This is a genomic window from Borrelia sp. MN22-0132 (genome assembly GCF_049201035.1).
In the GTDB taxonomy this organism is placed as follows: Bacteria; Spirochaetota; Spirochaetia; order Borreliales; family Borreliaceae; genus Borrelia; species Borrelia puertoricensis.
In genome coordinates, this window is record NZ_CP138334.1 from 100,273 (window position 1) to 119,679 (window position 19,407).

General features: G+C 27.9%; 22 protein-coding genes and 1 tRNA gene. 17 read left to right on the forward strand and 6 right to left on the reverse strand.

The window, feature by feature from the left end:
* Positions 1 to 125: 125 nt before the first annotated feature.
* Together R5397_RS00425 and R5397_RS00430 are read right to left on the reverse strand one after the other, a co-directional pair.
* A complete protein-coding gene (locus R5397_RS00425) occupies positions 126 to 656 on the reverse strand; it encodes an adenine phosphoribosyltransferase (protein ID WP_247066039.1) in 531 nt (176 codons plus the stop codon).
* 36 nt (positions 657 to 692) lie between these two features.
* Positions 693 to 1,229, reverse strand: coding sequence for a DUF2147 domain-containing protein (locus tag R5397_RS00430; protein ID WP_421622513.1), 537 nt, complete (start codon positions 1,227 to 1,229; stop codon positions 693 to 695).
* A gap of 249 nt (positions 1,230 to 1,478) precedes the next feature.
* On the opposite strand from R5397_RS00430, the gene flgF reads away from it, so the two are divergent.
* From flgF to R5397_RS00500, 14 genes are all read left to right on the forward strand, one after another.
* A complete protein-coding gene (gene flgF, locus R5397_RS00435) occupies positions 1,479 to 2,327 on the forward strand; it encodes a flagellar basal-body rod protein FlgF (protein WP_421622514.1) in 849 nt (282 codons plus the stop codon).
* A 12-nt stretch (positions 2,328 to 2,339) separates the two neighbouring features.
* Positions 2,340 to 3,134 carry a flagellar basal-body rod protein FlgG gene (gene flgG, locus R5397_RS00440; RefSeq protein WP_421622515.1) on the forward strand — a complete coding sequence of 265 codons (795 nt, stop codon included), beginning with the start codon at positions 2,340 to 2,342 and terminating at the stop codon, positions 3,132 to 3,134.
* Entirely contained in the window at positions 3,134 to 3,772 is a 639-nt protein-coding gene (locus tag R5397_RS00445; protein ID WP_347343292.1) for a hypothetical protein, read from the forward strand. The genes flgG and R5397_RS00445 overlap by 1 nt, the downstream gene beginning before the upstream one ends.
* Positions 3,773 to 3,982: 210 nt before the next feature.
* Positions 3,983 to 4,978, forward strand: a complete 996-nt coding sequence (locus R5397_RS00450) for a flagellar basal body P-ring protein FlgI (RefSeq protein WP_247066030.1) — start codon at positions 3,983 to 3,985, stop codon at positions 4,976 to 4,978.
* A gap of 3 nt (positions 4,979 to 4,981) precedes the next feature.
* Positions 4,982 to 5,323, forward strand: coding sequence for a rod-binding protein (locus R5397_RS00455; RefSeq protein ID WP_025375749.1), 342 nt, complete (start codon positions 4,982 to 4,984; stop codon positions 5,321 to 5,323).
* Between the two features lie 113 nt (positions 5,324 to 5,436).
* Positions 5,437 to 6,240 carry a sigma-70 family RNA polymerase sigma factor gene (locus tag R5397_RS00460; protein ID WP_421622516.1) on the forward strand — a complete coding sequence of 268 codons (804 nt, stop codon included), beginning with the start codon at positions 5,437 to 5,439 and terminating at the stop codon, positions 6,238 to 6,240.
* 46 nt (positions 6,241 to 6,286) lie between these two features.
* Positions 6,287 to 7,198 carry a divergent polysaccharide deacetylase family protein gene (locus tag R5397_RS00465; RefSeq protein ID WP_421622517.1) on the forward strand — a complete coding sequence of 304 codons (912 nt, stop codon included), beginning with the start codon at positions 6,287 to 6,289 and terminating at the stop codon, positions 7,196 to 7,198.
* Positions 7,164 to 8,180 carry a tRNA (adenosine(37)-N6)-threonylcarbamoyltransferase complex transferase subunit TsaD gene (tsaD, locus tag R5397_RS00470; RefSeq protein WP_247066003.1) on the forward strand — a complete coding sequence of 339 codons (1,017 nt, stop codon included), beginning with the start codon at positions 7,164 to 7,166 and terminating at the stop codon, positions 8,178 to 8,180. Before R5397_RS00465 ends, tsaD begins: the two co-directional genes overlap by 35 nt.
* Positions 8,177 to 8,971, forward strand: a complete 795-nt coding sequence (locus tag R5397_RS00475; RefSeq protein WP_247066001.1) for a PfkB family carbohydrate kinase — start codon at positions 8,177 to 8,179, stop codon at positions 8,969 to 8,971. Before tsaD ends, R5397_RS00475 begins: the two co-directional genes overlap by 4 nt.
* A 194-nt stretch (positions 8,972 to 9,165) precedes the next feature.
* Complete coding sequence (gene murG / locus R5397_RS00480; RefSeq protein WP_421622518.1) at positions 9,166 to 10,254, forward strand: undecaprenyldiphospho-muramoylpentapeptide beta-N-acetylglucosaminyltransferase; 1,089 nt, start codon at positions 9,166 to 9,168, stop codon at positions 10,252 to 10,254.
* Positions 10,244 to 10,732: a CvpA family protein gene (locus R5397_RS00485; protein WP_421622519.1), complete on the forward strand. Its 489-nt coding sequence runs from the start codon at positions 10,244 to 10,246 to the stop codon at positions 10,730 to 10,732. Before murG ends, R5397_RS00485 begins: the two co-directional genes overlap by 11 nt.
* A 10-nt stretch (positions 10,733 to 10,742) precedes the next feature.
* Positions 10,743 to 11,786, forward strand: coding sequence for a hypothetical protein (locus R5397_RS00490; protein ID WP_421622520.1), 1,044 nt, complete (start codon positions 10,743 to 10,745; stop codon positions 11,784 to 11,786).
* Positions 11,786 to 12,946 carry a two-component system sensor histidine kinase NtrB gene (locus R5397_RS00495; protein ID WP_421622521.1) on the forward strand — a complete coding sequence of 387 codons (1,161 nt, stop codon included), beginning with the start codon at positions 11,786 to 11,788 and terminating at the stop codon, positions 12,944 to 12,946. Before R5397_RS00490 ends, R5397_RS00495 begins: the two co-directional genes overlap by 1 nt.
* Complete coding sequence (locus R5397_RS00500) at positions 12,939 to 14,309, forward strand: sigma-54-dependent transcriptional regulator (protein ID WP_421622522.1); 1,371 nt, start codon at positions 12,939 to 12,941, stop codon at positions 14,307 to 14,309. The genes R5397_RS00495 and R5397_RS00500 overlap by 8 nt, the downstream gene beginning before the upstream one ends.
* A 154-nt stretch (positions 14,310 to 14,463) precedes the next feature.
* Here R5397_RS00500 and R5397_RS00505 read toward each other — a convergent pair whose 3' ends face one another.
* Positions 14,464 to 15,351, reverse strand: a complete 888-nt coding sequence (locus R5397_RS00505) for a LysM peptidoglycan-binding domain-containing M23 family metallopeptidase (protein ID WP_421622523.1) — start codon at positions 15,349 to 15,351, stop codon at positions 14,464 to 14,466.
* Positions 15,352 to 15,459: 108 nt separating this feature from the next.
* On the opposite strand from R5397_RS00505, the gene R5397_RS00510 reads away from it, so the two are divergent.
* Both R5397_RS00510 and R5397_RS00515 read left to right on the forward strand, forming a co-directional pair.
* Positions 15,460 to 15,789: a nucleoside triphosphate pyrophosphohydrolase family protein gene (locus R5397_RS00510; protein ID WP_011772692.1), complete on the forward strand. Its 330-nt coding sequence runs from the start codon at positions 15,460 to 15,462 to the stop codon at positions 15,787 to 15,789.
* Between the two features lie 37 nt (positions 15,790 to 15,826).
* Positions 15,827 to 16,720: an undecaprenyl phosphate translocase family protein gene (locus tag R5397_RS00515; RefSeq protein WP_421622524.1), complete on the forward strand. Its 894-nt coding sequence runs from the start codon at positions 15,827 to 15,829 to the stop codon at positions 16,718 to 16,720.
* Here R5397_RS00515 and R5397_RS00520 read toward each other — a convergent pair.
* The 3 genes from R5397_RS00520 to R5397_RS00530 form a co-directional block, all read right to left on the reverse strand.
* Positions 16,702 to 16,785, reverse strand: a tRNA-Leu gene (locus R5397_RS00520). The genes R5397_RS00515 and R5397_RS00520 overlap by 19 nt on opposite strands.
* Before the next feature lie 59 nt (positions 16,786 to 16,844).
* Positions 16,845 to 17,504, reverse strand: coding sequence for a hypothetical protein (locus R5397_RS00525; RefSeq protein ID WP_421622525.1), 660 nt, complete (start codon positions 17,502 to 17,504; stop codon positions 16,845 to 16,847).
* Between the two features lie 46 nt (positions 17,505 to 17,550).
* Positions 17,551 to 18,141: an ATP-dependent Clp protease proteolytic subunit gene (locus tag R5397_RS00530; RefSeq protein ID WP_421622526.1), complete on the reverse strand. Its 591-nt coding sequence runs from the start codon at positions 18,139 to 18,141 to the stop codon at positions 17,551 to 17,553.
* Positions 18,142 to 18,341: 200 nt separating this feature from the next.
* On the opposite strand from R5397_RS00530, the gene R5397_RS00535 reads away from it, so the two are divergent.
* A complete protein-coding gene (locus tag R5397_RS00535) occupies positions 18,342 to 19,403 on the forward strand; it encodes an NAD(P)/FAD-dependent oxidoreductase (RefSeq protein ID WP_421622527.1) in 1,062 nt (353 codons plus the stop codon).
* The last annotated feature ends 4 nt before the right edge of the window (positions 19,404 to 19,407 follow it).

Consider the following 19,407-nt stretch of genomic DNA (forward strand, 5'->3'; position numbering starts at 1 on the left):
ACAATCACCTCTCAATGCTCAGCTAAGTATTATAAATTTAATGAAATTTAAAGTCAATTATTTAAGCTCAATTAACTTATTTAATCTCACTAAATTAATAATACAAATTATTTATTAAATAACTATCAAAAATATCTAACAAGAGAATTTAAACTATATTCCCGTAAAGCATCTCTACCATTCATACTTACAAGTTCAATAAAACAAAAGATATCAGATACCACTCCACCCGCCTTTTTAAGCAACATGTCGGCTGCTCTCAAAGTGCCTCCGGTAGCTAAAACATCATCAACTAACAAAATATTTGAATGTTGTTTAACATCATCTTTATGTATTTCAATACTGCTAAATCCATACTCAAGTTCATATCTCTCTCTTAAGACTTGCCTTGGAAGTTTACCTTCTTTTCGAATCAACAAAAGAGGCAAGCCCATTTTTAAAGCCAAAGGCGCACCAATAAGATAACCTCTTGACTCAATAGCAGCAATGTAATCGATGTTTCTTGATAAATAAAAAGCATACGCATCTTCAATTAAAGATTTATATGCTTCTGCTTTGAGTAAAACATTAGTAATATCATAAAAAAGTATACCTTCCTTTGGAAAGTTAGGTACTTTCATAATAAATTTATCATAATATTCCGTTCTATCTTTCATTAAGATTCCCACAAAAAAATTAAATACTTATTTTTTTTATTCTTCCGCTACAGGGGGATTTGGAACTATACCTTCTACATCTAATTTTGGAATCTCATCTTCATTAGCTCTTGTCCAAACCTTACTTCTACCAAAAATCCATACCTTACCCTTGGTAATAAGATTACCCGTTTTTGGATCTACCCTCATTTCAGAACTATAAATTTTACCATTCTTAGGATCAATAATCTTACCCTTATCCCACTTGTCAGAAGACTCAATATATTTAAGCCCCCACATAAAATCAAGACCTTCAGTAATTAAATGCTCAAAACCTACAACCCTATAACCAGAAGGATCATTAATATCATGCACCTTTCCATCCTTTATTACATTTAAAATTCTACCATAGACTTTATCATTATACTTATAAACATAAATTACAGAATTTTTAACATTCGTAGTACTATCATATCCAACCCAATATCCTAAAACCTCACTACCGTCTTTTTTATTGTCTGTTTTCTCAGACTCTGCAAATGCAAAAAACGAAAAATAAAATAAAAGAATAATTCTCAATACATTCTTATCCATATAAACTCCTAAAATTAATATCTGAGCCAACAATTTAAATATGTCATGACAAAGAAAGATTATACATTTATTTCATACTTTTTGCAAAAGGAATAATTTACTTACATAATTTAAATTACTAAATACAAATTGATAGTTCAATCTTAGAAAATCAAGATACATAAAACAATAAAGAAATCAAAATTGATATATACTAATTTTAGTGATAAAATTAATAACAATATCAATGATAAATAATGAGGGTTTAATGTGGTAAGAGGTATTTATACTGCTGCCAGCGGAATGATGGCACAAAGACACAGGTTAGATGTTATTGCGAATAATTTAGCAAATATTGACCTTACGGGATACAAAAAAGATTTATCTGTCCAAAAAGCATTCCCCGAAATGTTAATTAGGAGAATCAATGATGACGGTCTTTACAAATTTCCCAAAGGATACCTGGAGACAGCACCTGTTATTGGCAAGCTTGGTACAGGAGTTGAAGAAAATGAAATTTACACTTCTTTTGAACAAGGACCACTAAAAATCACTGGGAATCCTCTTGACTTATCATTAACTGATGAAGGCTTTTTTGTTGTTCAAACACCAGAAGGAGAGAGATATACAAGAAACGGTTCTTTCATACTCGGACCAGAAGGCATACTTGTTACAAAAGATGGATATCCTGTAATTGGAGAGAAGGGATACATATACTTAAAAGATAATAACTTTAAAATAACAGCTCAAGGACAAATATTTCATAATTCAACATTTGAAAAAAATCCCAAAAATCTTGTAAGTGAATATGAAAATTCATGGGAAAACTATGAACTCCTTGACAACTTAAAGATTGTAAATTTTGAAAAAACAAGATTTCTACAAAAACAAGGCAGTTCACTCTGGAATAGTACAGAAATATCTGGACAAGCTAGAAATATCGAAATAAATTCAAGACCCAAAATTGAAACTGGTACTTTAGAAGGCTCAAATGTAAACGCCATTAATGAAATGGTATCAATGATTACAGTTAATAGGGCCTATGAAGCAAATCAAAAAACAATACAAACCGAGAACTCACTTCTTGGTAAATTAATTAACGAAATTGGAAAATTTTAAGGAGATTAGTTTATGATGAGATCACTCTGGACAGCAGCCAGCGGAATGAAAGCACAACAATATAACGTGGATACAATTGCCAATAATCTCTCAAATGTAAACACTACGGGATTTAAAAAAATAAGAGCCGAATTTGAAGATCTAATATATCAAACACAAAAAAGAGCAGGAACTCCTGCAACTGAGGACACAGTAAGCCCTCTTGGCAATCAAGTTGGACACGGAACAAAAGTATCAGCAACACACAGAATCTTTGAACAAGGCAATCTGCAAGCCACCAATTTAAAAACTGATATTGCAATTGAAGGTGATGGATTTTACAAGATTCTCTTACCAGACGGCACTTACGGATACACCAGAGATGGTTCATTCAAAATCGACGCAAATGGAGATCTTGTAACAAGTCAAGGATACAAATTATTGCCTGAAATATCCTTTCCTGAAGAATATATAAAAGATTCTATTACAATATCTCAAGAAGGAATAATATCTGTCAAAGTTGATGGAAGCTCTGATCCAATTGAACTTGGTCAAATGGAAATTGCAAGATTTGTAAACCCAGCAGGTCTCAATGCAATTGGAAACAACATATTTAAAGAAACCACTGGTTCTGGAGAAGAAATATCAGGAATACCAGGAAGTAATGGAATGGGTAGATTAAGGCAAGGCATACTTGAAATGTCAAACGTATCAATTGCAGAAGAAATGGTAACAATGATCGTTGCTCAAAGAGCTTATGAGATAAACTCAAAAGCAATTCAAACCTCAGATAATATGCTAGGAATTGCCAATAACTTAAAAAGGTAGTGAAAAAACTCACAAATAAATTTATATTCTATCTATTTACAATAAATTTATCACAAATAATGCCTTATGATACCTGTTTTACAATATCTCCTAGTAAAACATATTTTTTCTCAAAAGAATACTCAAAAATGTGCAATGATAATAACTTATCACAGATTTACATAAGCCCACATCTTAAGCAAAAGCAAATAATATTTGAAATGATTAGCCATATCACAAAAAATCTAGCAAGCAAAAATATTTACATATTACAATTCAGTTTTGATGAATCAGAGATCAATATAGAAGATAAATTTTTCACCGATATAAAATTTAAAGCAATAAAAAGCATATCATATAAAAATATACCCATACAAAAAACTTTGGTTTATTATGCAAAAAAATTTGAAGACTATAAAAAACATAATAAAGTAAATATGTATATTGACATAATAGAACCAATTGTACTTGCAAAAATAGATTTAAAGGCAGGACAAAGCTTAAATGAATATAATGTTTATTTTAAATATCAAATAAACACAACTAAAAACAAAGAAACGCTAAACTTAAACGAATTAAACCAAAGTAACTACATAGTATTACAAGATATAATAAAAAATGAAGAGCTTAAACTAAATAAAATACAAAAACAACAATAATACCATATTCAAACATATAAATTCCCAATTTTGTTATTGGCTTTACTAATTTACTTGACAATTTAAAGCTTAATTATGAATGAAAGGGAAAATTTCCTATAATTTTTTTATCACTATAATAAACCCAAAGAAAAAATGAATAAACTAAAAGCAATTGCAATAATATTAAAATAAAGGTAAACTATATTGCCATACAAAAGGAACAAAATCATGAAACTATTGACAATGCTAACCATCTTAAACTTAAAGATAGTCCTAAGCTCATTCGCACAAGAAAATCAACCTTTAAAAAATCTTGTTAATGAAAATAACAATATAAATCAAATAAGTGAACAAACAAAATTAAAAAATATTGCTGAAATGAAATCTACAGGTTCATATACGTTAACAGGAATTGGAATAGTAGCAGGTCTTGCTGATAAAGGAGATTCTCTAAAGGGAAAAGAAATTTTAAATAAGGCTTTAAATAAAATTGGCATAAACGAAATAGATCTAACAAACATAGGAAGCAAAAACATCGCATTAGTAAGCACAACGGTTAAAATAAATGGAAACATGGTTAAAGGTACAAATCACAATGTTTACATAGCATCAATGCTAGATTCAAAAGACTTAACAAATGGTATACTTTTAAGAACAGAACTAAAAGATAAAGAAGGAAAAGTACTAGCAACAGCCTCAGGTCCAATAATAACTAACGCAAAATCAAAAGGTACAGGATATATACTAAACGGAGCAACAATACATGAAGACAAAAATTATACAAATTACAATATAATTCTTAAAAAAGAGGATTATGTCTTAGCAGATTCAATAAGTAAAAAACTAACAAGTAAAAACATAAAAAATAATATAAAATCAGGAAATATCATAGAAATTGAGATCAACGAAATTGGATTGCTAGGCGAAATTGAAGAAATAGAAATAAAAACTATGCCTAAAGTTCTAATAAGTGAACAAAACAAAATCATTATAGCAAGTACAAATGCAGAAATAGGGCCCCTTATATTTTCAATTGAAAGAAATGGGGAAAATTTATTTAGCAACAGAAGCAATGAAAAAATAAAAATAGAAATACAAAAGATGAAATTAAATGAATTTATATCAAAAAATTCAAATACGCTTAGCAATGAAGAATTAATAAAAGTAATTAAAGCAGCTAAAAAAATTAATAAATTACATGGAGAATTAATTCTGGGGGAATAGATTATGACAAGTAAAATTAATTTACAATACTTAGAAACAAAAAATCAAACAAAACAGGTAAAAATCCTAAAAGACAAAATAGAAAAAACAAATCAACACAAAAATGATAATAAACTCTATGAAGCCGCACTAGAATTTGAGTCAATCTTTATAAATCAAATGCTTAAGAGCATGAAAAATTCTTTAAAAAAAGAAAATAATCTAATTAATGGGGGTCAAACAGAAGAAATTTTTGAAGATATGCTCTATTTAGAAAGAGCAAAACAAATAGCCAAATCTAAAAGTTTTAGACTTGCTGATTTAATTTATAACCAAATAGCAGAAGTAAATAACTTTAGGAAATAGTTCATATTTAATAAAAAATATTAATTATTTTCTAAGTTGGCATGATTTTTGCACCACATCAAAAACAGAGAGAGAGATGTTGATATGCAAATTTCAAAAATGGGAGAAGTATTGTGAATATATTTAGCAATGAAGATTTAAACATATACTTAAAATCCGTAAGAGAACACAGACTGATAACTCACGAAGAAGAAATTGAACTTGCAAAACAAATTAAACTAGGAGACCTAAAAGCCAAAAACAAAATGATAAATGCCAATTTACGTCTTGTCTTAAAAATAATTAAAAGATATGCTGGCAAAGGATTAAAAGTTGAAGACTTAATACAAGAAGGAAATCTAGGTTTAATTAGAGCAGCTGAAAAATATGATCCAAGTAAAAACACCAAATTCTCAACTTACGCATCATTTTGGATTAAACAATCGCTTCAAAGAGCATTAAATACCAAAACAAGACTTGTAAAGGTGCCATACAGAAAAGAAAATTTAATACTCCAAATAAATAAATATCTAATGGAAGAAGAAAAATCACCAAAAAAAGAAGACATAATGGAAAGATTTAACTTAACAACTGCTCAATATATAAAAATCATTCCCTATCTTGAAAAAGAATACTCCCTTGATAAAAAGATCGAGGGTTCAGAAAATTCCACACTACTAAACCTCTATGAAGACAATTCTTTTAATCCTGAAAATACTCTTGAGCAAAATTCAACATTAAAACATCTCAATCACATACTAGAGACCAAACTAAATGAAAAGGAAAGATATATCATAATAAAAAGATATAACTTAGACAACAGTGATAAGAAAAGCACTTTAAAAGACATTTCCAGTGAACTTGGAATCTCTTCAGAAACCGTTAGACAAATTGAAAAAAGGGTACTTAAAAAACTCAAAGAAGAACTTTATCAATAAAAATTGACTTAATACCAGATTTTGATATAATGAGAAGCTACTGGACATGAGTATTTACAATGTTTCTATTTTTCTAAAGAAACATAAATTAAAAATCACAATATCATTTGTTATTATTACATCTTTTGTCTCAATAATTATGCTATTTTCTAGTCTTATGTATATAAGATCAAATGCAAAAAAACTCAATCTAAATTTTAAGAACAAATTAGCAAAAATTAAAAAAGAAAATTTAATAAAAGTACAAAAAAATTTAAAACCTGCATTTTATCTAATAATTGATGATGTTGGCTATGACGAATTTATGTTAGACGAATTTATAAAAATTGACTTAAACATCAATTTTTCAATTATTCCCTTTTTACCAAAATCAATGAATTTTTATAACAAACTAGCAAGTAAAAATAAAATTATAATGATTCATTTGCCAATGCAATCAAAATATAAAAATTCAATAGAAAAATTTCACATAAACATCAACGATAATGAATTTGCAATACGAACAAAAATCGAAAAAACATTTAAAACATACTCCAATGCAAAGATCATGAATAATCATATGGGGAGTCTTATTACTGCAAATGAGAATATAATGCAAATTATTCTAATTAAACTTAAAGAAGAAAATAGATACTTTTTCGATAGCCTAACTACCCAAAAAAGCATATCCACAAAAATTGGTAAAAAAATTGGGATTATAGTAGAACAAAGAGACATATTTCTTGATAACAAAGATAATGAACAAGCCATAATTAAAGCACTTGAGAGAGCAAAACAAATAGCTAGAAAAAAAGGAATTGTTAAAGTAATAGGACACATTTGGTCAAAAAATACTCTTAAAATACTCAAACAAGAAGCGGAAAACTTAAATAAAGAATTTGAATTTAAAAATTTAATCAATCTTTATCAAAAAGAGGAAAAAAATGAGAGTGCTTGGAATAGAGACTTCATGCGATGATTGCTGTGCAGCTGTAGTAGAAGATGGTGTTAAGATTTTAAGTAATATAAAGCTTAGTCAAAAAGAACACAAAAAATATTACGGTGTAGTGCCAGAGATTGCTTCAAGGCTACACACGGAATTTATAATGTCTGTTTGTCAACAGGCAATAACAAATGCTCAAATACATGCATCAGAAATTGATTTAATAGCAGTCACATCTAAACCTGGTCTTATTGGCTCCTTAATTGTTGGGGTAAATTTTGCTAAAGGTTTATCAATTGCCCTTAAAAAGCCTCTAATTTGCATTGACCACATCTTAGGTCATCTTTATGCTCCTTTAATGATTAAAAAGATAGAATATCCATTTCTATCTCTAATATTAAGTGGAGGACATACAATACTTGCAAAACAAAATAACTTCGATGACATTGAAATACTTGGACGAACGCTTGACGATGCTTGTGGAGAAGCATTTGACAAGGTAGCAAAATACTATAAAATGGGATTCCCAGGTGGCCCAAACATAGAAAAATTAGCCAAAAGCGGTAACCAATATGCATTTAATTTTCCAATTACAATTTTTGACAAAAAAGAAAATAGGTATGATTTTTCATATTCAGGCCTCAAAACAGCATGTATACATCAACTTGAAAAGTTTAAAGACAAAAATGAAAACATAACAAAAAATAATATTGCTGCAAGCTTCCAAAGAGTAGCTTTTGAAAATTTAATTATTCCAATTAAAAGAGCAATAAAGGATACCAATATAAAAAAATTAATAATATCTGGAGGAGTTGCAAGCAATCTTTATTTAAGAGAAAAGATCAAAAAACTTGAAATAAAAACATACTATCCCCCAATCGACCTTTGCACAGATAACGGAGCAATGATTGCAGGAATTGGTCACCTTATGTATTTAAAATACGGAGCAAGTCCAATTGAAATTGATGCAAATTCAAGAATAGAAAACTATAAACATACAAAAGGAAAGACAGTGTGAAACGAGTACTAGCCATGCATGACATTTCGACTATAGGTAGAGCATCTCTTACAATATGCATACCAGTCATATCATCATTTAATATGCAAGTTTGTCCATTTGTAACTGCAGTTCTCTCAGCAACAACAGATTACAAAGAATTTGAAATAATAGATTTAACAAATAAATTAAAAAAGTTTATTTTATCTTGGAAAAACCAAAATGAAAACTTTGATATATTCTATAGTGGATTTCTTGGAAGCAACACCCAGCAAAAAATAATAGAAAATATGTTCAAACTATTCAATTTTGAAAAAATAATAATTGATCCTGTATTTGCAGACAATGGCGTACTCTACCCTATTTTTGATGAAAAAATAGTGAATGGATTTAGAAGCCTAATAAAACATGCAAACATCATAACACCTAATATCACAGAATTGAAAATGTTAGCTAAAACTGAAAAGATAAACAATAAAGATGAAATAATAAAAGCAATATTAAATCTTGAAATAAATGGAATAATCGTAGTTACAAGTGTAGAAAAGGAAAATCTTATAGGAAATGTTGTTTATAATACAAAAACAAAAGAATATTCAGAAATCTTTCTAGAAAAATTAGAACAAAACTTCGGTGGAACAGGAGATTTATTTGCAAGTCTACTAATAGGATATCTGGAAAAATTGGAGATAGAATATGCTTTAGAAAAAGCAACTAAAGTAATTCATTCAATAATCAAATATTCTATTGAAAATAATACTCTTAAAAATAAAGGTATTCAAATTGAGCAATTCTTAAAAAATATTTTCTAACCTATTTAAATATAAGATTCTCTCTTAGCACAGTCAAACCATGATTTTAGAGAAAAACACAATTTGATATAATATGAACTTCTAACATTTTTTTAAATTCAATAAAATTTAGAAGAATCACTGTAAAAGTAAAAATATGTATAATATTTGCATTAAAATGCACTGTTAAATTACAATGTATATAAAAGAGGTATATGAAAACTAAGAAAAGAATATTTTTTACAGGAGGAGGTACAGGAGGGCATGTTTTCCCAGGAATAGCAATAATTTCAAAACTAAGAGAACTTGATACAAATATCGAATTTTTTTGGTTAGGACAAAAAGACTCAATGGAAGACAAGATCATAAAAGATCACGTGTATATCAAATTTATCGCAATTCCATCAGGAAAACTCAGAAGATATTTTTCACTGCAAAATTTTACTGACTTTTTTAAGGTCATATTTGGAATAATCAAAAGCTTTTTCATAATAAAAAAGTATAGACCCCAAATTATATACGCAACTGGTGGTTTTGTATCAAGTCCACCAATTATTGCAGCAAGTCTACTTAAGGTAAAAAGTATAACCCACGAAATGGACCTTGATCCTGGTCTTGCAACAAAAATCAATTCAAAATTTGCAAACAAAATACATATCAGCTTTAAAGAAAGCACAAAATATTTTAAGAATAAAAATGTCTTATATACAGGCTCACCAATAAGAAAAGAATTCTCAAGTCCAAATCCAAATATAATAAAAAATTTAACTCAAGATACAAAAAAACCCATAATTAGCATACTTGGAGGCTCTCTTGGAGCAGAAATTCTAAATAAATTAACACTCAATATCAAAAACAAAATTGATGCGTATTTTATCCATCAATGTGGAAGAAATTTAGATGCGACTAGAGAAAATAATTATTTAAGAAATCAATTTTTTAATGCAGAAGAAATGGCAAGCATAATAAAATTTTCAAATATAATAATAAGCAGAGCAGGATCAGGGGCTATTAAAGAATTTGCCAATGCTGGTGCATGCGTAATATTTATTCCATTTGTAAAAGGCTCAAGAGGAGATCAAGTCAGAAATGCAAAACTACTAGAAGAACAAAATGCATGTTTCAAAATAGATGAAGAGAACCTAAGTGAAAGCAAAATCATAAATATGATAAAAGCAATCCTAGAAAATAAAGAAAAGTCCAATATACTAAGAAATAATATAAAAGAATTCCACAATCAAGACTCATCAATCCTAATAGCTAATTTATTGTTAAAAGAATTTGAGGAAATAAATGCTGGTTAACGACCCTTTCAAAATAACTGGTATAGTCGACATACTAATAATAATAATTTTTATATCACTAGGATTTAGAGGATTTTTACGGGGTTTCATCAAAGAAATTGCTGGATTTGTTGAAATTTTTACTTTAATATTTTTGCTTTACAATAAAACCAATGATTTTAAAATATTAATATCACCTATTCTTGATTTATCATATGTTCAATCACTACTAGTATTTTTTTTAATAATACACATAGGATTCTTAATCTTACAAGCACTAATTGAATCAATAATAAATCACCTTAAGTTATTATTTTTCAACAGGTTACTTGGACTAATACTTGGTTTATTTGAAGCCTTTGGAATAATTGCAATTGTAGTATATATAATATACTCTCAACAAATCTTTAATCCCAACTACTTCTTAGAAGAAAGCAAATTGCTTAAATATCTAAATCCTAGCATAAACTATTTGTTTAAAATATCAAAAAGACAGTAAAGAGAATCACATGGAAAATTTATCCGAAATAACTTACGAAATAATTAATGAGTATGAAAAAGGAAGCCTACCAAATGCAATACTTTTTTGGGGAGAGAGATTTTCTTCTAAAAAAACAACTGCAATTGAACTTGCAAAAAGAATCTTAAATACAAAAACTTTAACAAACCCAAATTTAATAATTTTTTCAAATCTTAACATAATAGAGGCAAAGGCATATCTTAATGTAAACTCAAATAAAGTTATAAATAAATATCTAGAATATGTTAAAAATATCATTTTTACTAAATACAATTTCAGCAGCGATAAAAACCTTAAAAAAATAGAAACAAACATTAATTTTATTAATGATACCTATTACAAAAACGAATATAATGAGACAATCACAAAAGAACTTATTAAAAAAATTGAGGAAATAATTAAAAACATAAACTTTAATATTACCATTAGTGATGTTAGAAAAATTAAATCCTGGGTATTATCAGAGAAACATAAGATAAAGGTAATTTACATTAATGAAATTGAAAATCTAAATTTTAATGTCTATAATGCACTACTAAAAATACTAGAAGAACCACCTTTAAACATTTATTTTATTTTAGCTACAAGAAACAAAAACAAGATTCCAAAAACAATCCTTTCAAGACTAAGACTATACAGATTCAGAAAGGAAAATAGAGATTTTGAGATCAAAAAATTCAAAGCAATCTTTAATAAAAATGATGAAATAACAACAAAAGAGTATTTCGACTCATTTTATAGTGAAGAATACACAAAATTAAAAGAAGAAGTCAAGCGAATTTTAAATATAATAAAAGAAAAACAGGGTATATTTAATCTTGACACATTCAATTTCCTAAAAGATGAAAATATATTTAAATTATTCTTACAAGAACTTACAAACCAGCTTAGACATGAATTTTTAAGCCAAAATTTAGACACTAATACATATCTGAAAAGATTAGAATATCTAAAATACATATCAAAATACAGTCCATACAACCAGAACAAAAAATTAATAATCGAAAATTTAATGCTAAATTACGAGGATTAATGAGCAAATTTTTAAAGAAAACCTTGACCAAATTAAATAAATTATCAAGCGATCAAAAACTTAAATTTATTCAAGATATTTATAAAAAAATAGAAATATACGATGGTATTTTTGCATCCATTAATGAAGGGATCCTAGTTCTTGATAAACTTAATAACATAATTTACCTAAACAAAATGCTATTTCAAATTCTAGTCATAAGTCCTAAATACAAACTAGAAACCCTTAAAGATATTCAAATTCCAACTCTAACAAACTTAATAGAAGAACTAGTAACAAATGAAGATAAAATAATAGGATTTGAAGTACAAATTTCAACAAACATATACATTAAAATATCATTTATGCCATACGTCAGGGATCAAAAGCTTGAAGGAAATATTATTTTAATTGAAGATATTAAAGATAAAAAACATAAAGAAGAACTTTTTAGAAGAGCTGAGGCTTTAGCTGCTTTTACAAGACATGCAAGAAATATTGCTCATGAGATTAAAAATCCACTAGGAGCAATTGATATAAACTTACAACTACTCAAAAAAGAAATAGATAGACAAAGTATCAAAAGCACAAAAGCAAATAATTACTTCAAAATAATAAAAGAAGAAATCAATAGAATGGATAAAACTGTAACAGATTTTTTATTAACAGTAAGACCAATAAAAATAGTACCAGAAAAAAAAAATCTTACTAACGTTATAAAAAGCGTCTATAACCTATTAAATCCAGAATTAAACAATAAAGATATTAAATTCCTAATCAATCTAAAAAAAGTAAGCTCTACATTAATTGACGAAAAACTCATCCGGCAAGTAATAATCAACATAATAAAAAATGCAGAAGAAGCACTACTTGAATCAAATAAAAAGACAAAAAAAATAGAAATTTCTATTCACGAAAACACAGAAAAAATATACATTAGCATTAAAGATAATGGAAATGGAATAAAAAATGAAACAAAAGATGAAATATTCAAGCCTCAATTTAGCACAAAAGAAAGTGGAAGTGGCATAGGACTAACTATCTCTTATAAAATAATTAAAGAACATGGGGGTGAAATTTTTGTGGAAAGTAAAGAGATGAAGGGAACATCTTTTACAATTACACTTCCAAAATTAAATACGGGCAAAATTCTAATTGAAGGATGTTTAGAGAATGAGTAAACTACTGGTAGCAGATGATGAAAAAAATATACGAGAAGGAATAGCAACTTATCTTGAAGATGAAGGTTATTTTGTATTTACTGCTAGTGATGGAAAGGAAGCACTTGAAACAATTAAAAATGAAAAGATTGATGCCATAATATCTGACCTTAGAATGCCCCAAATATCAGGAGAAGAATTACTCAGAATCGTAAAAGATAAAAACCCAAATATTCCCTTCATTATTCTTACAGCTCATGGAACTGTCGATTCAGCAGTCGATGCTATGCGAGAAGGTGCCTATGATTTTTTAACAAAACCTGTTGATCTTGAAAGGCTGTTACTCATAATAAAGCGAGCCTTAAATGGTAAAAATGACAAAAGGCATGAAAACATATCCCAAGATAATGTCATAATTCGAAAAGATTTAAATTACTATGAACGTATATTTGGAAAATCCCTTATAATGCAAAAAACCTTAGGACTTGTAAAAAAAATTGCAAAATCAAAAGCATCTGTCTTAATAATTGGAGAGAGCGGAGTTGGAAAAGAAGTAATAGCAGATGCCATATTTGACTTATCAAATAGAAATGATAAACCCTTTATTAAAGTCAATTGCGCTGCACTCTCTGAGAGCACACTTGAAAGTGAACTCTTTGGACATGAAAAAGGAGCATTCACAGGTGCAATATCTCAAAAAAAAGGTAGATTCGAATTAGCAGATAAAGGAACGATATTTTTAGACGAAATAGTAGAAACATCACCTGAGGTTCAAGTAAAACTACTAAGAGTACTTCAAAATAGAACATTCGAACGAGTAGGTGGAGAAACTACTATGCAAGTCGATATTAGACTATTAACAGCAACAAACAAAAATATTGAAGAAGAAATTAAAAAAGGAAGGTTTAGAGAAGATTTATTTTATAGGCTTAACATAATAAATATCAATATTCCTCCCTTAAGAGAGAGAAAAGACGACATACCAAAGCTAACAAAAATACTAATTAAAGGTGTTGCAAGTGAAAATAACAGAGAAGAGAAAAATCTCTCTAATGATGCACTAAAAGCCCTTTATGCATATGATTGGCCAGGAAATATTAGAGAACTCAAAAATGTACTAGAGAGCGCCTTAATATTATCTAAGGGAAAGCAAATTGTAAAAGATGATTTACCTCCCAAAATTAGAAATAACACAAACCAAATAATTAAAATTACACTACCAATAGGTATAAGCTTAAAAGAAGCAGAAAAAGAAATCATTAAGCAAACACTTTTACATTCCAAGAACAATAAAAGCAAATGTGCCAAAATACTCAAAATAGGAAGAAAAACCTTGCACAATAAAATAACAGAGTATGATATAGATTCAATCAAGCACAATTAATTAATAATTAGTACAAAAAAGTATACCGATTATTTCACGATATATATTTTTTAGTATAAAAACATATTAATGCCAATTTAAACAAAGTATGGCAAAAAACTATATCCTTATATTTAAAATCGACCTATCATATACTGATCAAAAAAGTATCTATCTACTTCAAAATCTTAATAGGATTAATAGGTTCATCTTTTTTCAATATTTCAAAATGCAAATGGGGACCTGTTGAACGACCAGTTCGACCTACCCTACCAATAATATCCCCTGTTCTTAAAACATCTCCTTTCCTTACAATATAAGAACTAAGATGGCCATAAAAGGATTTAATATTGTTTTTATGTTCAACCACAACAAAATTGCCATAAATATCATTATAGTCAACTACAACTACAACACCATAAGATGAGCAAAAAACCAAAGAATTCATTGGAGCTGCAAGATCTATACCCTTATGAAAATTTTTAATACCAGTAAACGGATCTGCTCTAAATCCAAAATCAGAGCTAATAATAAAGCCCTTTAAAGGCAAAATAAAATCAGAATTCAAAAAGAAAAGCATTTCTGTACTTGAGAGGTAACTTAACTCTGGTTGTATCAAAGAATCAAAAAAATAAAACTCATAAATCTTATTATTTTGTCTAACCTTTATCTTTTCTGCTTTTGTTAAATCCCTTGTTGCTAAAAGCAAACTATTAAATCTATGTTCCTTATTATCAATAATAAAAATGCCTTTTTTACTAGGAATTAAGATCTCTTCTCCTGCCTTTAAAAAAGGAGAATCTAATAAATTAATTGTTGAAATGCTAGTTTGCCAACCATTTACCTTATTTGCAATCTTAAAAAAAGTATCACCTTCTTTAACTTTATATGAATAAATAAATAAAGGAATTTGTACTCTTTGATTATATTTAGCAATTTTTGACTTAAGATCATAAAAAATAGGATCTTTATTTGAAAAATTATTTATCACAGGATAAGAATAGGCACAATCAAAATGTAAAAAGAAGAAGATAAATCCTAATAAAAGAGCAAATTTAGTCAAAGATAAACTCCAATTAATATATGGGGTTAATATAATAAAAATTTAAAAAAAAGGAAATAATAAATAAACTTGTAAATAAATAAAAACTATATTAAACTAATCTTAATTATGAAATTAAATGAATATCAAATAAAGGCTAAACAAACTGCTAAATATAAAAATAAAAAGGAAGAACTAATTTTAACAACCCTTGGGCTTGCTGGAGAGACAGGTGAAGTTGTAGAGAAAATAAAAAAACTAGGTCGTGATAAAGAATATATCCTTGATGATGAATATCTATTGGCAATTAAGAAAGAACTTGGTGATGTGTTATGGTACATTTCAAATTTAAGTAATAATCTTGGAATAACACTTGAAGATGTTGCTATTACAAATTTAGAAAAATTAAAAAAAAGACATGAAAACGGCACAATTAATGGCGAAGGCGATGAAAGATAAAAGACATTAAGCTCTAAGTTTAAGTATATAAGAAATAATGATAAGTATTTATATAAAAGGTTTACTAATTGGTATTGCAAGCATAATACCAGGAGTTTCAGGGGGCACTCTAGCCTTAATGCTAGGAATTTACTACAATATAATAAATTCATCTGCAAATTTAATAAAATTAAAAAAGGTAAAAGAAAACACAATTTTTCTTGGAATATTATCACTTGGCATATTAAGTTCAACAACCATCCTTGCAAAAATATTTAAAAGCTATATTTTAGATGGAGCAATAAGAGAAACATACTTAAATGTATTTTTTATAGGATTAACCACAGGAAGCATATTCACATTAAAAAAAGAAATAGATACAAAAACAAAAATTAACAAGCATAAAGAAAGTACAAAACATTTATTATTTTCAATTGGATTGCTCACTACACTATTTTTATTGATACTAAAAACTTGTAGCATATCACTAAATATATCAGCATATCAAGATAAAAACTCGATTAAATATTACTTACTCATTACTAGTTCAGGAATAATAGGTGGCAGTGCAATGATCCTACCGGGCATCTCAGGTTCACTCATATTGTTAAGCCTTGGAACTTATAAAGAAATTATCAACATCATTTCACAACTCAATATAAAACTATGCATAACATTTGGAATATCCACAATAATAGGAACAGGAATTACAATACTAATAATCAAACAAACAATAGATAAGCACATTGTAAAATTTCTCTATTTATCTACAGGCTTAATCTTGGGATCAATCATAAATATGCTATTTGTCATAACAAAACTCAACGTACAACATAATTTAATAATTTACCTATCTTTAAGTAGCCTATTTATTACAGGAATTTATATAAATAAACTACTTGTGGATAAATTAAGCAATTTGAAAATCTTAAATACCGAAAACCGGACTTGAACCGGTACGGAGTTTCCTCCTCAGGATTTTAAGTCCTGTGTGTCTACCATTTCCACCATTTCGGCATCGCTAGTAATGATATAATAATGCAATAATGATGTCAAGAACTAAATATTTATAAAATTTATTTAATCAAAATACTTTTTGGAAAGCTATTTATATGAAAATCATCATATAAATAACTTAAAACAACATAAACCAAAGAACGAAAGGATATTTGAGCTGAAAAATTAGAATAAACTCGATCATCAATGGTATTAATTATATGCAGAGGATTAATTGAATCATAAATCAAACTAAAATAACCATTTCTAATAATTATATCTAACACATCAAGCTCACGCTTACCCAAAATAAAAAGTAAATTTTTATACCTATAATTCAAATATGTTATTTGAGCATCAAGAATAAAAATATCTAAATTATTAACTATTTCTTCATCAAAATTAAAAACAACAATCCCATAATGATGATCTTTAAACATAAAATCAACAACCACACCTAACCTGCACTCATAAAGTCCTTCAATAAAATCTAAAATTTGAATCTTAATCTTTTCTTTAGCAAGAATACCAATAGAAGAGCTATTATTTTGCCTAATAAAATAGGCATTTTTAAAATTTCCAAATGAAACTCTGTTATTAACTAGATCCAACTCCCCTTTATTACCTAAATTTTTAATAATGACTAAATCAAAATCTGACAAAAACACATTATAAGCAAAATCTACTAATGCATCCAAAGAAGTAAAATTCTTTGGAAAACTAGTAATACCAAATTCCAAAATGCTAAAATTTCTCCTTGAAAAGCTACAAGATAATATTAAAAGACTAAGAAATAAATTCTTCAAGCTCAAGTCTAGTTGTAACAATTTTAAAGACAAGACCATATTTCATTGCAGATTCACTACCTAACCAAAAATCTCTATCGGTATCTTTTTCAACCTTATCAAGTTCCTGACCAGTCTCTTTTGCAATAATATCATTAAGTTCACTCTTAACTTTATTAAGTTCATTTGTATAAATTTCAATATCTGTAGCAACTCCTTTAAAACCACTTAAAGGTTGATGCAATAAATATCTCGCATGAGGCAAAGAAAATCTACTCTTTGAATCTGCAGCCAAAAAAATTAAAGCACCAGCACTTGCCACAAGTCCAACTCCAATTGTAAAAACCTTAGGCTTTACAAAACGTATCATGTTAAAAATAGCAAACCCAGCATCAATATCACCACCCTCCGAGTCAATGTAAACGAATATCGGTTTATTGCAATCCGATGCTTCCAAAAATAATATTCTTTCCTGAAATAACTTAGAAGTATCTTTATTAATCTCGCCTGTAATAACTATTGATCTACTCTTTAATACAAACTCCAATGATTGCTGTATTTCTGTTTGCATCTTCATATCTTTAAAATCCATAAACTTACCTTTTCAACAAATATAATGTGATACATATTATAATTAAAAACAAAAGGTTTTTAAATGTCCATATCAACATAAGAAAGATAAACCACTAAAGATGACCAATATTTGAAAAAAAACAAGCTGAAATTGTTGATAATGAAAGATTTGAGAATAAATTACAAATAAAACAGAACTTAAAAAAAAGGAATATTTAAATGGAATATGAATTTGCAGTCATTGGTGGTGGCATTGCCGGGAGTACTTTAACTTATGAAATACTTCGAAGAAAAAAAAGTGTGATTCTCTTTGACAATGGAGCTGAGAAAGCAACAACTGTAGCAGGAGGGCTTATTAACCCTATTATGGGAAGAAAAATGAACATTGCTTGGAGAGAACCTGAAATTTTCACATTTGCAATTCAATACTACAAAGAAATGGAAAAAAATATTAACTGTGATTTCTTAAAAGAAAATCCTATTTTTAGACCATTTACCACAAAAACACAAAAAGATGAACTGATTTCAAAAATCAAAAATGATGAGAATATAAAAGACTTCATCACGGAAATAAAAAATGGAAAAATACACGATTTTTCCAATGACAATGATGGGGGCATACTAATAAAGGGTGCAATAATGAATACAAATTCATATATACAAACCCTTAAAAAGTACTTTACAAAGTATAAAGCATACATAGAAGCAGAAATCAATGAAGATGAAATTAAAACAAATGACAAATCTTTTATAATCAATGAATTTAAATTCAAAAAATTAATATTGACAAGAGGATACAAAGAAAAAATTGCAAGGCTTTTTTCATATCTTCCATTTAAACTAGCAAAAGGAGAAATACTTATAATAGAAATACAAGGATTAAATCTTAAAGAAATTTATAATAGGCATGTATCCTTAATACCTCTACAAGATAACAAGTTCTACCTTGGCGGAACTTACGAATGGAAAACGTTAGATACAAGCACAAACGAATGGGCAAAAAAAGAATTACTAAACAAGCTTAAAAAGATTACAAACCTAAATTACAAAGTAATACAACACAAAGCGCACATTAGACCCTCTACAGTTGATCGAGAACCCTTTCTTGGTGAACATCCAAAATATAAAAACATATTTATATTAAATGGATTTGGAACACGGGGAATATCAATGGCAGCATATTTATCTAAAAAGATTTTAGATTACATTGAAAACAAGTCTAATCTCCCAACTTATTACGATATTAAAAGATATGAAAATTTATATAATTCCTTAAAATAGACAA

Bases quoted from the DNA above. Each gene is read 5' to 3' on its own strand.
- R5397_RS00465 (WP_421622517.1), top strand. From the start codon at position 6,287: ATGAGTATTTACAATGTTTCTATTTTTCTAAAGAAACATAAATTAAAA.
- R5397_RS00485 (WP_421622519.1), top strand. From the start codon at position 10,244: ATGCTGGTTAACGACCCTTTCAAAATAACTGGTATAGTCGACATACTA.
- R5397_RS00535 (WP_421622527.1), top strand. From the start codon at position 18,342: ATGGAATATGAATTTGCAGTCATTGGTGGTGGCATTGCCGGGAGTACT.
- flgG (WP_421622515.1), top strand. From the start codon at position 2,340: ATGATGAGATCACTCTGGACAGCAGCCAGCGGAATGAAAGCACAACAA.
- R5397_RS00450 (WP_247066030.1), top strand. From the start codon at position 3,983: ATGAAACTATTGACAATGCTAACCATCTTAAACTTAAAGATAGTCCTA.
- R5397_RS00515 (WP_421622524.1), top strand. From the start codon at position 15,827: ATGATAAGTATTTATATAAAAGGTTTACTAATTGGTATTGCAAGCATA.
- R5397_RS00530 (WP_421622526.1), bottom strand. From the start codon at position 18,141: ATGGATTTTAAAGATATGAAGATGCAAACAGAAATACAGCAATCATTG.
- R5397_RS00430 (WP_421622513.1), bottom strand. From the start codon at position 1,229: ATGGATAAGAATGTATTGAGAATTATTCTTTTATTTTATTTTTCGTTT.
- murG (WP_421622518.1), top strand. From the start codon at position 9,166: ATGAAAACTAAGAAAAGAATATTTTTTACAGGAGGAGGTACAGGAGGG.
- R5397_RS00500 (WP_421622522.1), top strand. From the start codon at position 12,939: ATGAGTAAACTACTGGTAGCAGATGATGAAAAAAATATACGAGAAGGA.
- R5397_RS00455 (WP_025375749.1), top strand. From the start codon at position 4,982: ATGACAAGTAAAATTAATTTACAATACTTAGAAACAAAAAATCAAACA.
- tsaD (WP_247066003.1), top strand. From the start codon at position 7,164: ATGAGAGTGCTTGGAATAGAGACTTCATGCGATGATTGCTGTGCAGCT.
- R5397_RS00495 (WP_421622521.1), top strand. From the start codon at position 11,786: ATGAGCAAATTTTTAAAGAAAACCTTGACCAAATTAAATAAATTATCA.
- R5397_RS00510 (WP_011772692.1), top strand. From the start codon at position 15,460: ATGAAATTAAATGAATATCAAATAAAGGCTAAACAAACTGCTAAATAT.
- R5397_RS00490 (WP_421622520.1), top strand. From the start codon at position 10,743: ATGGAAAATTTATCCGAAATAACTTACGAAATAATTAATGAGTATGAA.
- R5397_RS00425 (WP_247066039.1), bottom strand. From the start codon at position 656: ATGAAAGATAGAACGGAATATTATGATAAATTTATTATGAAAGTACCT.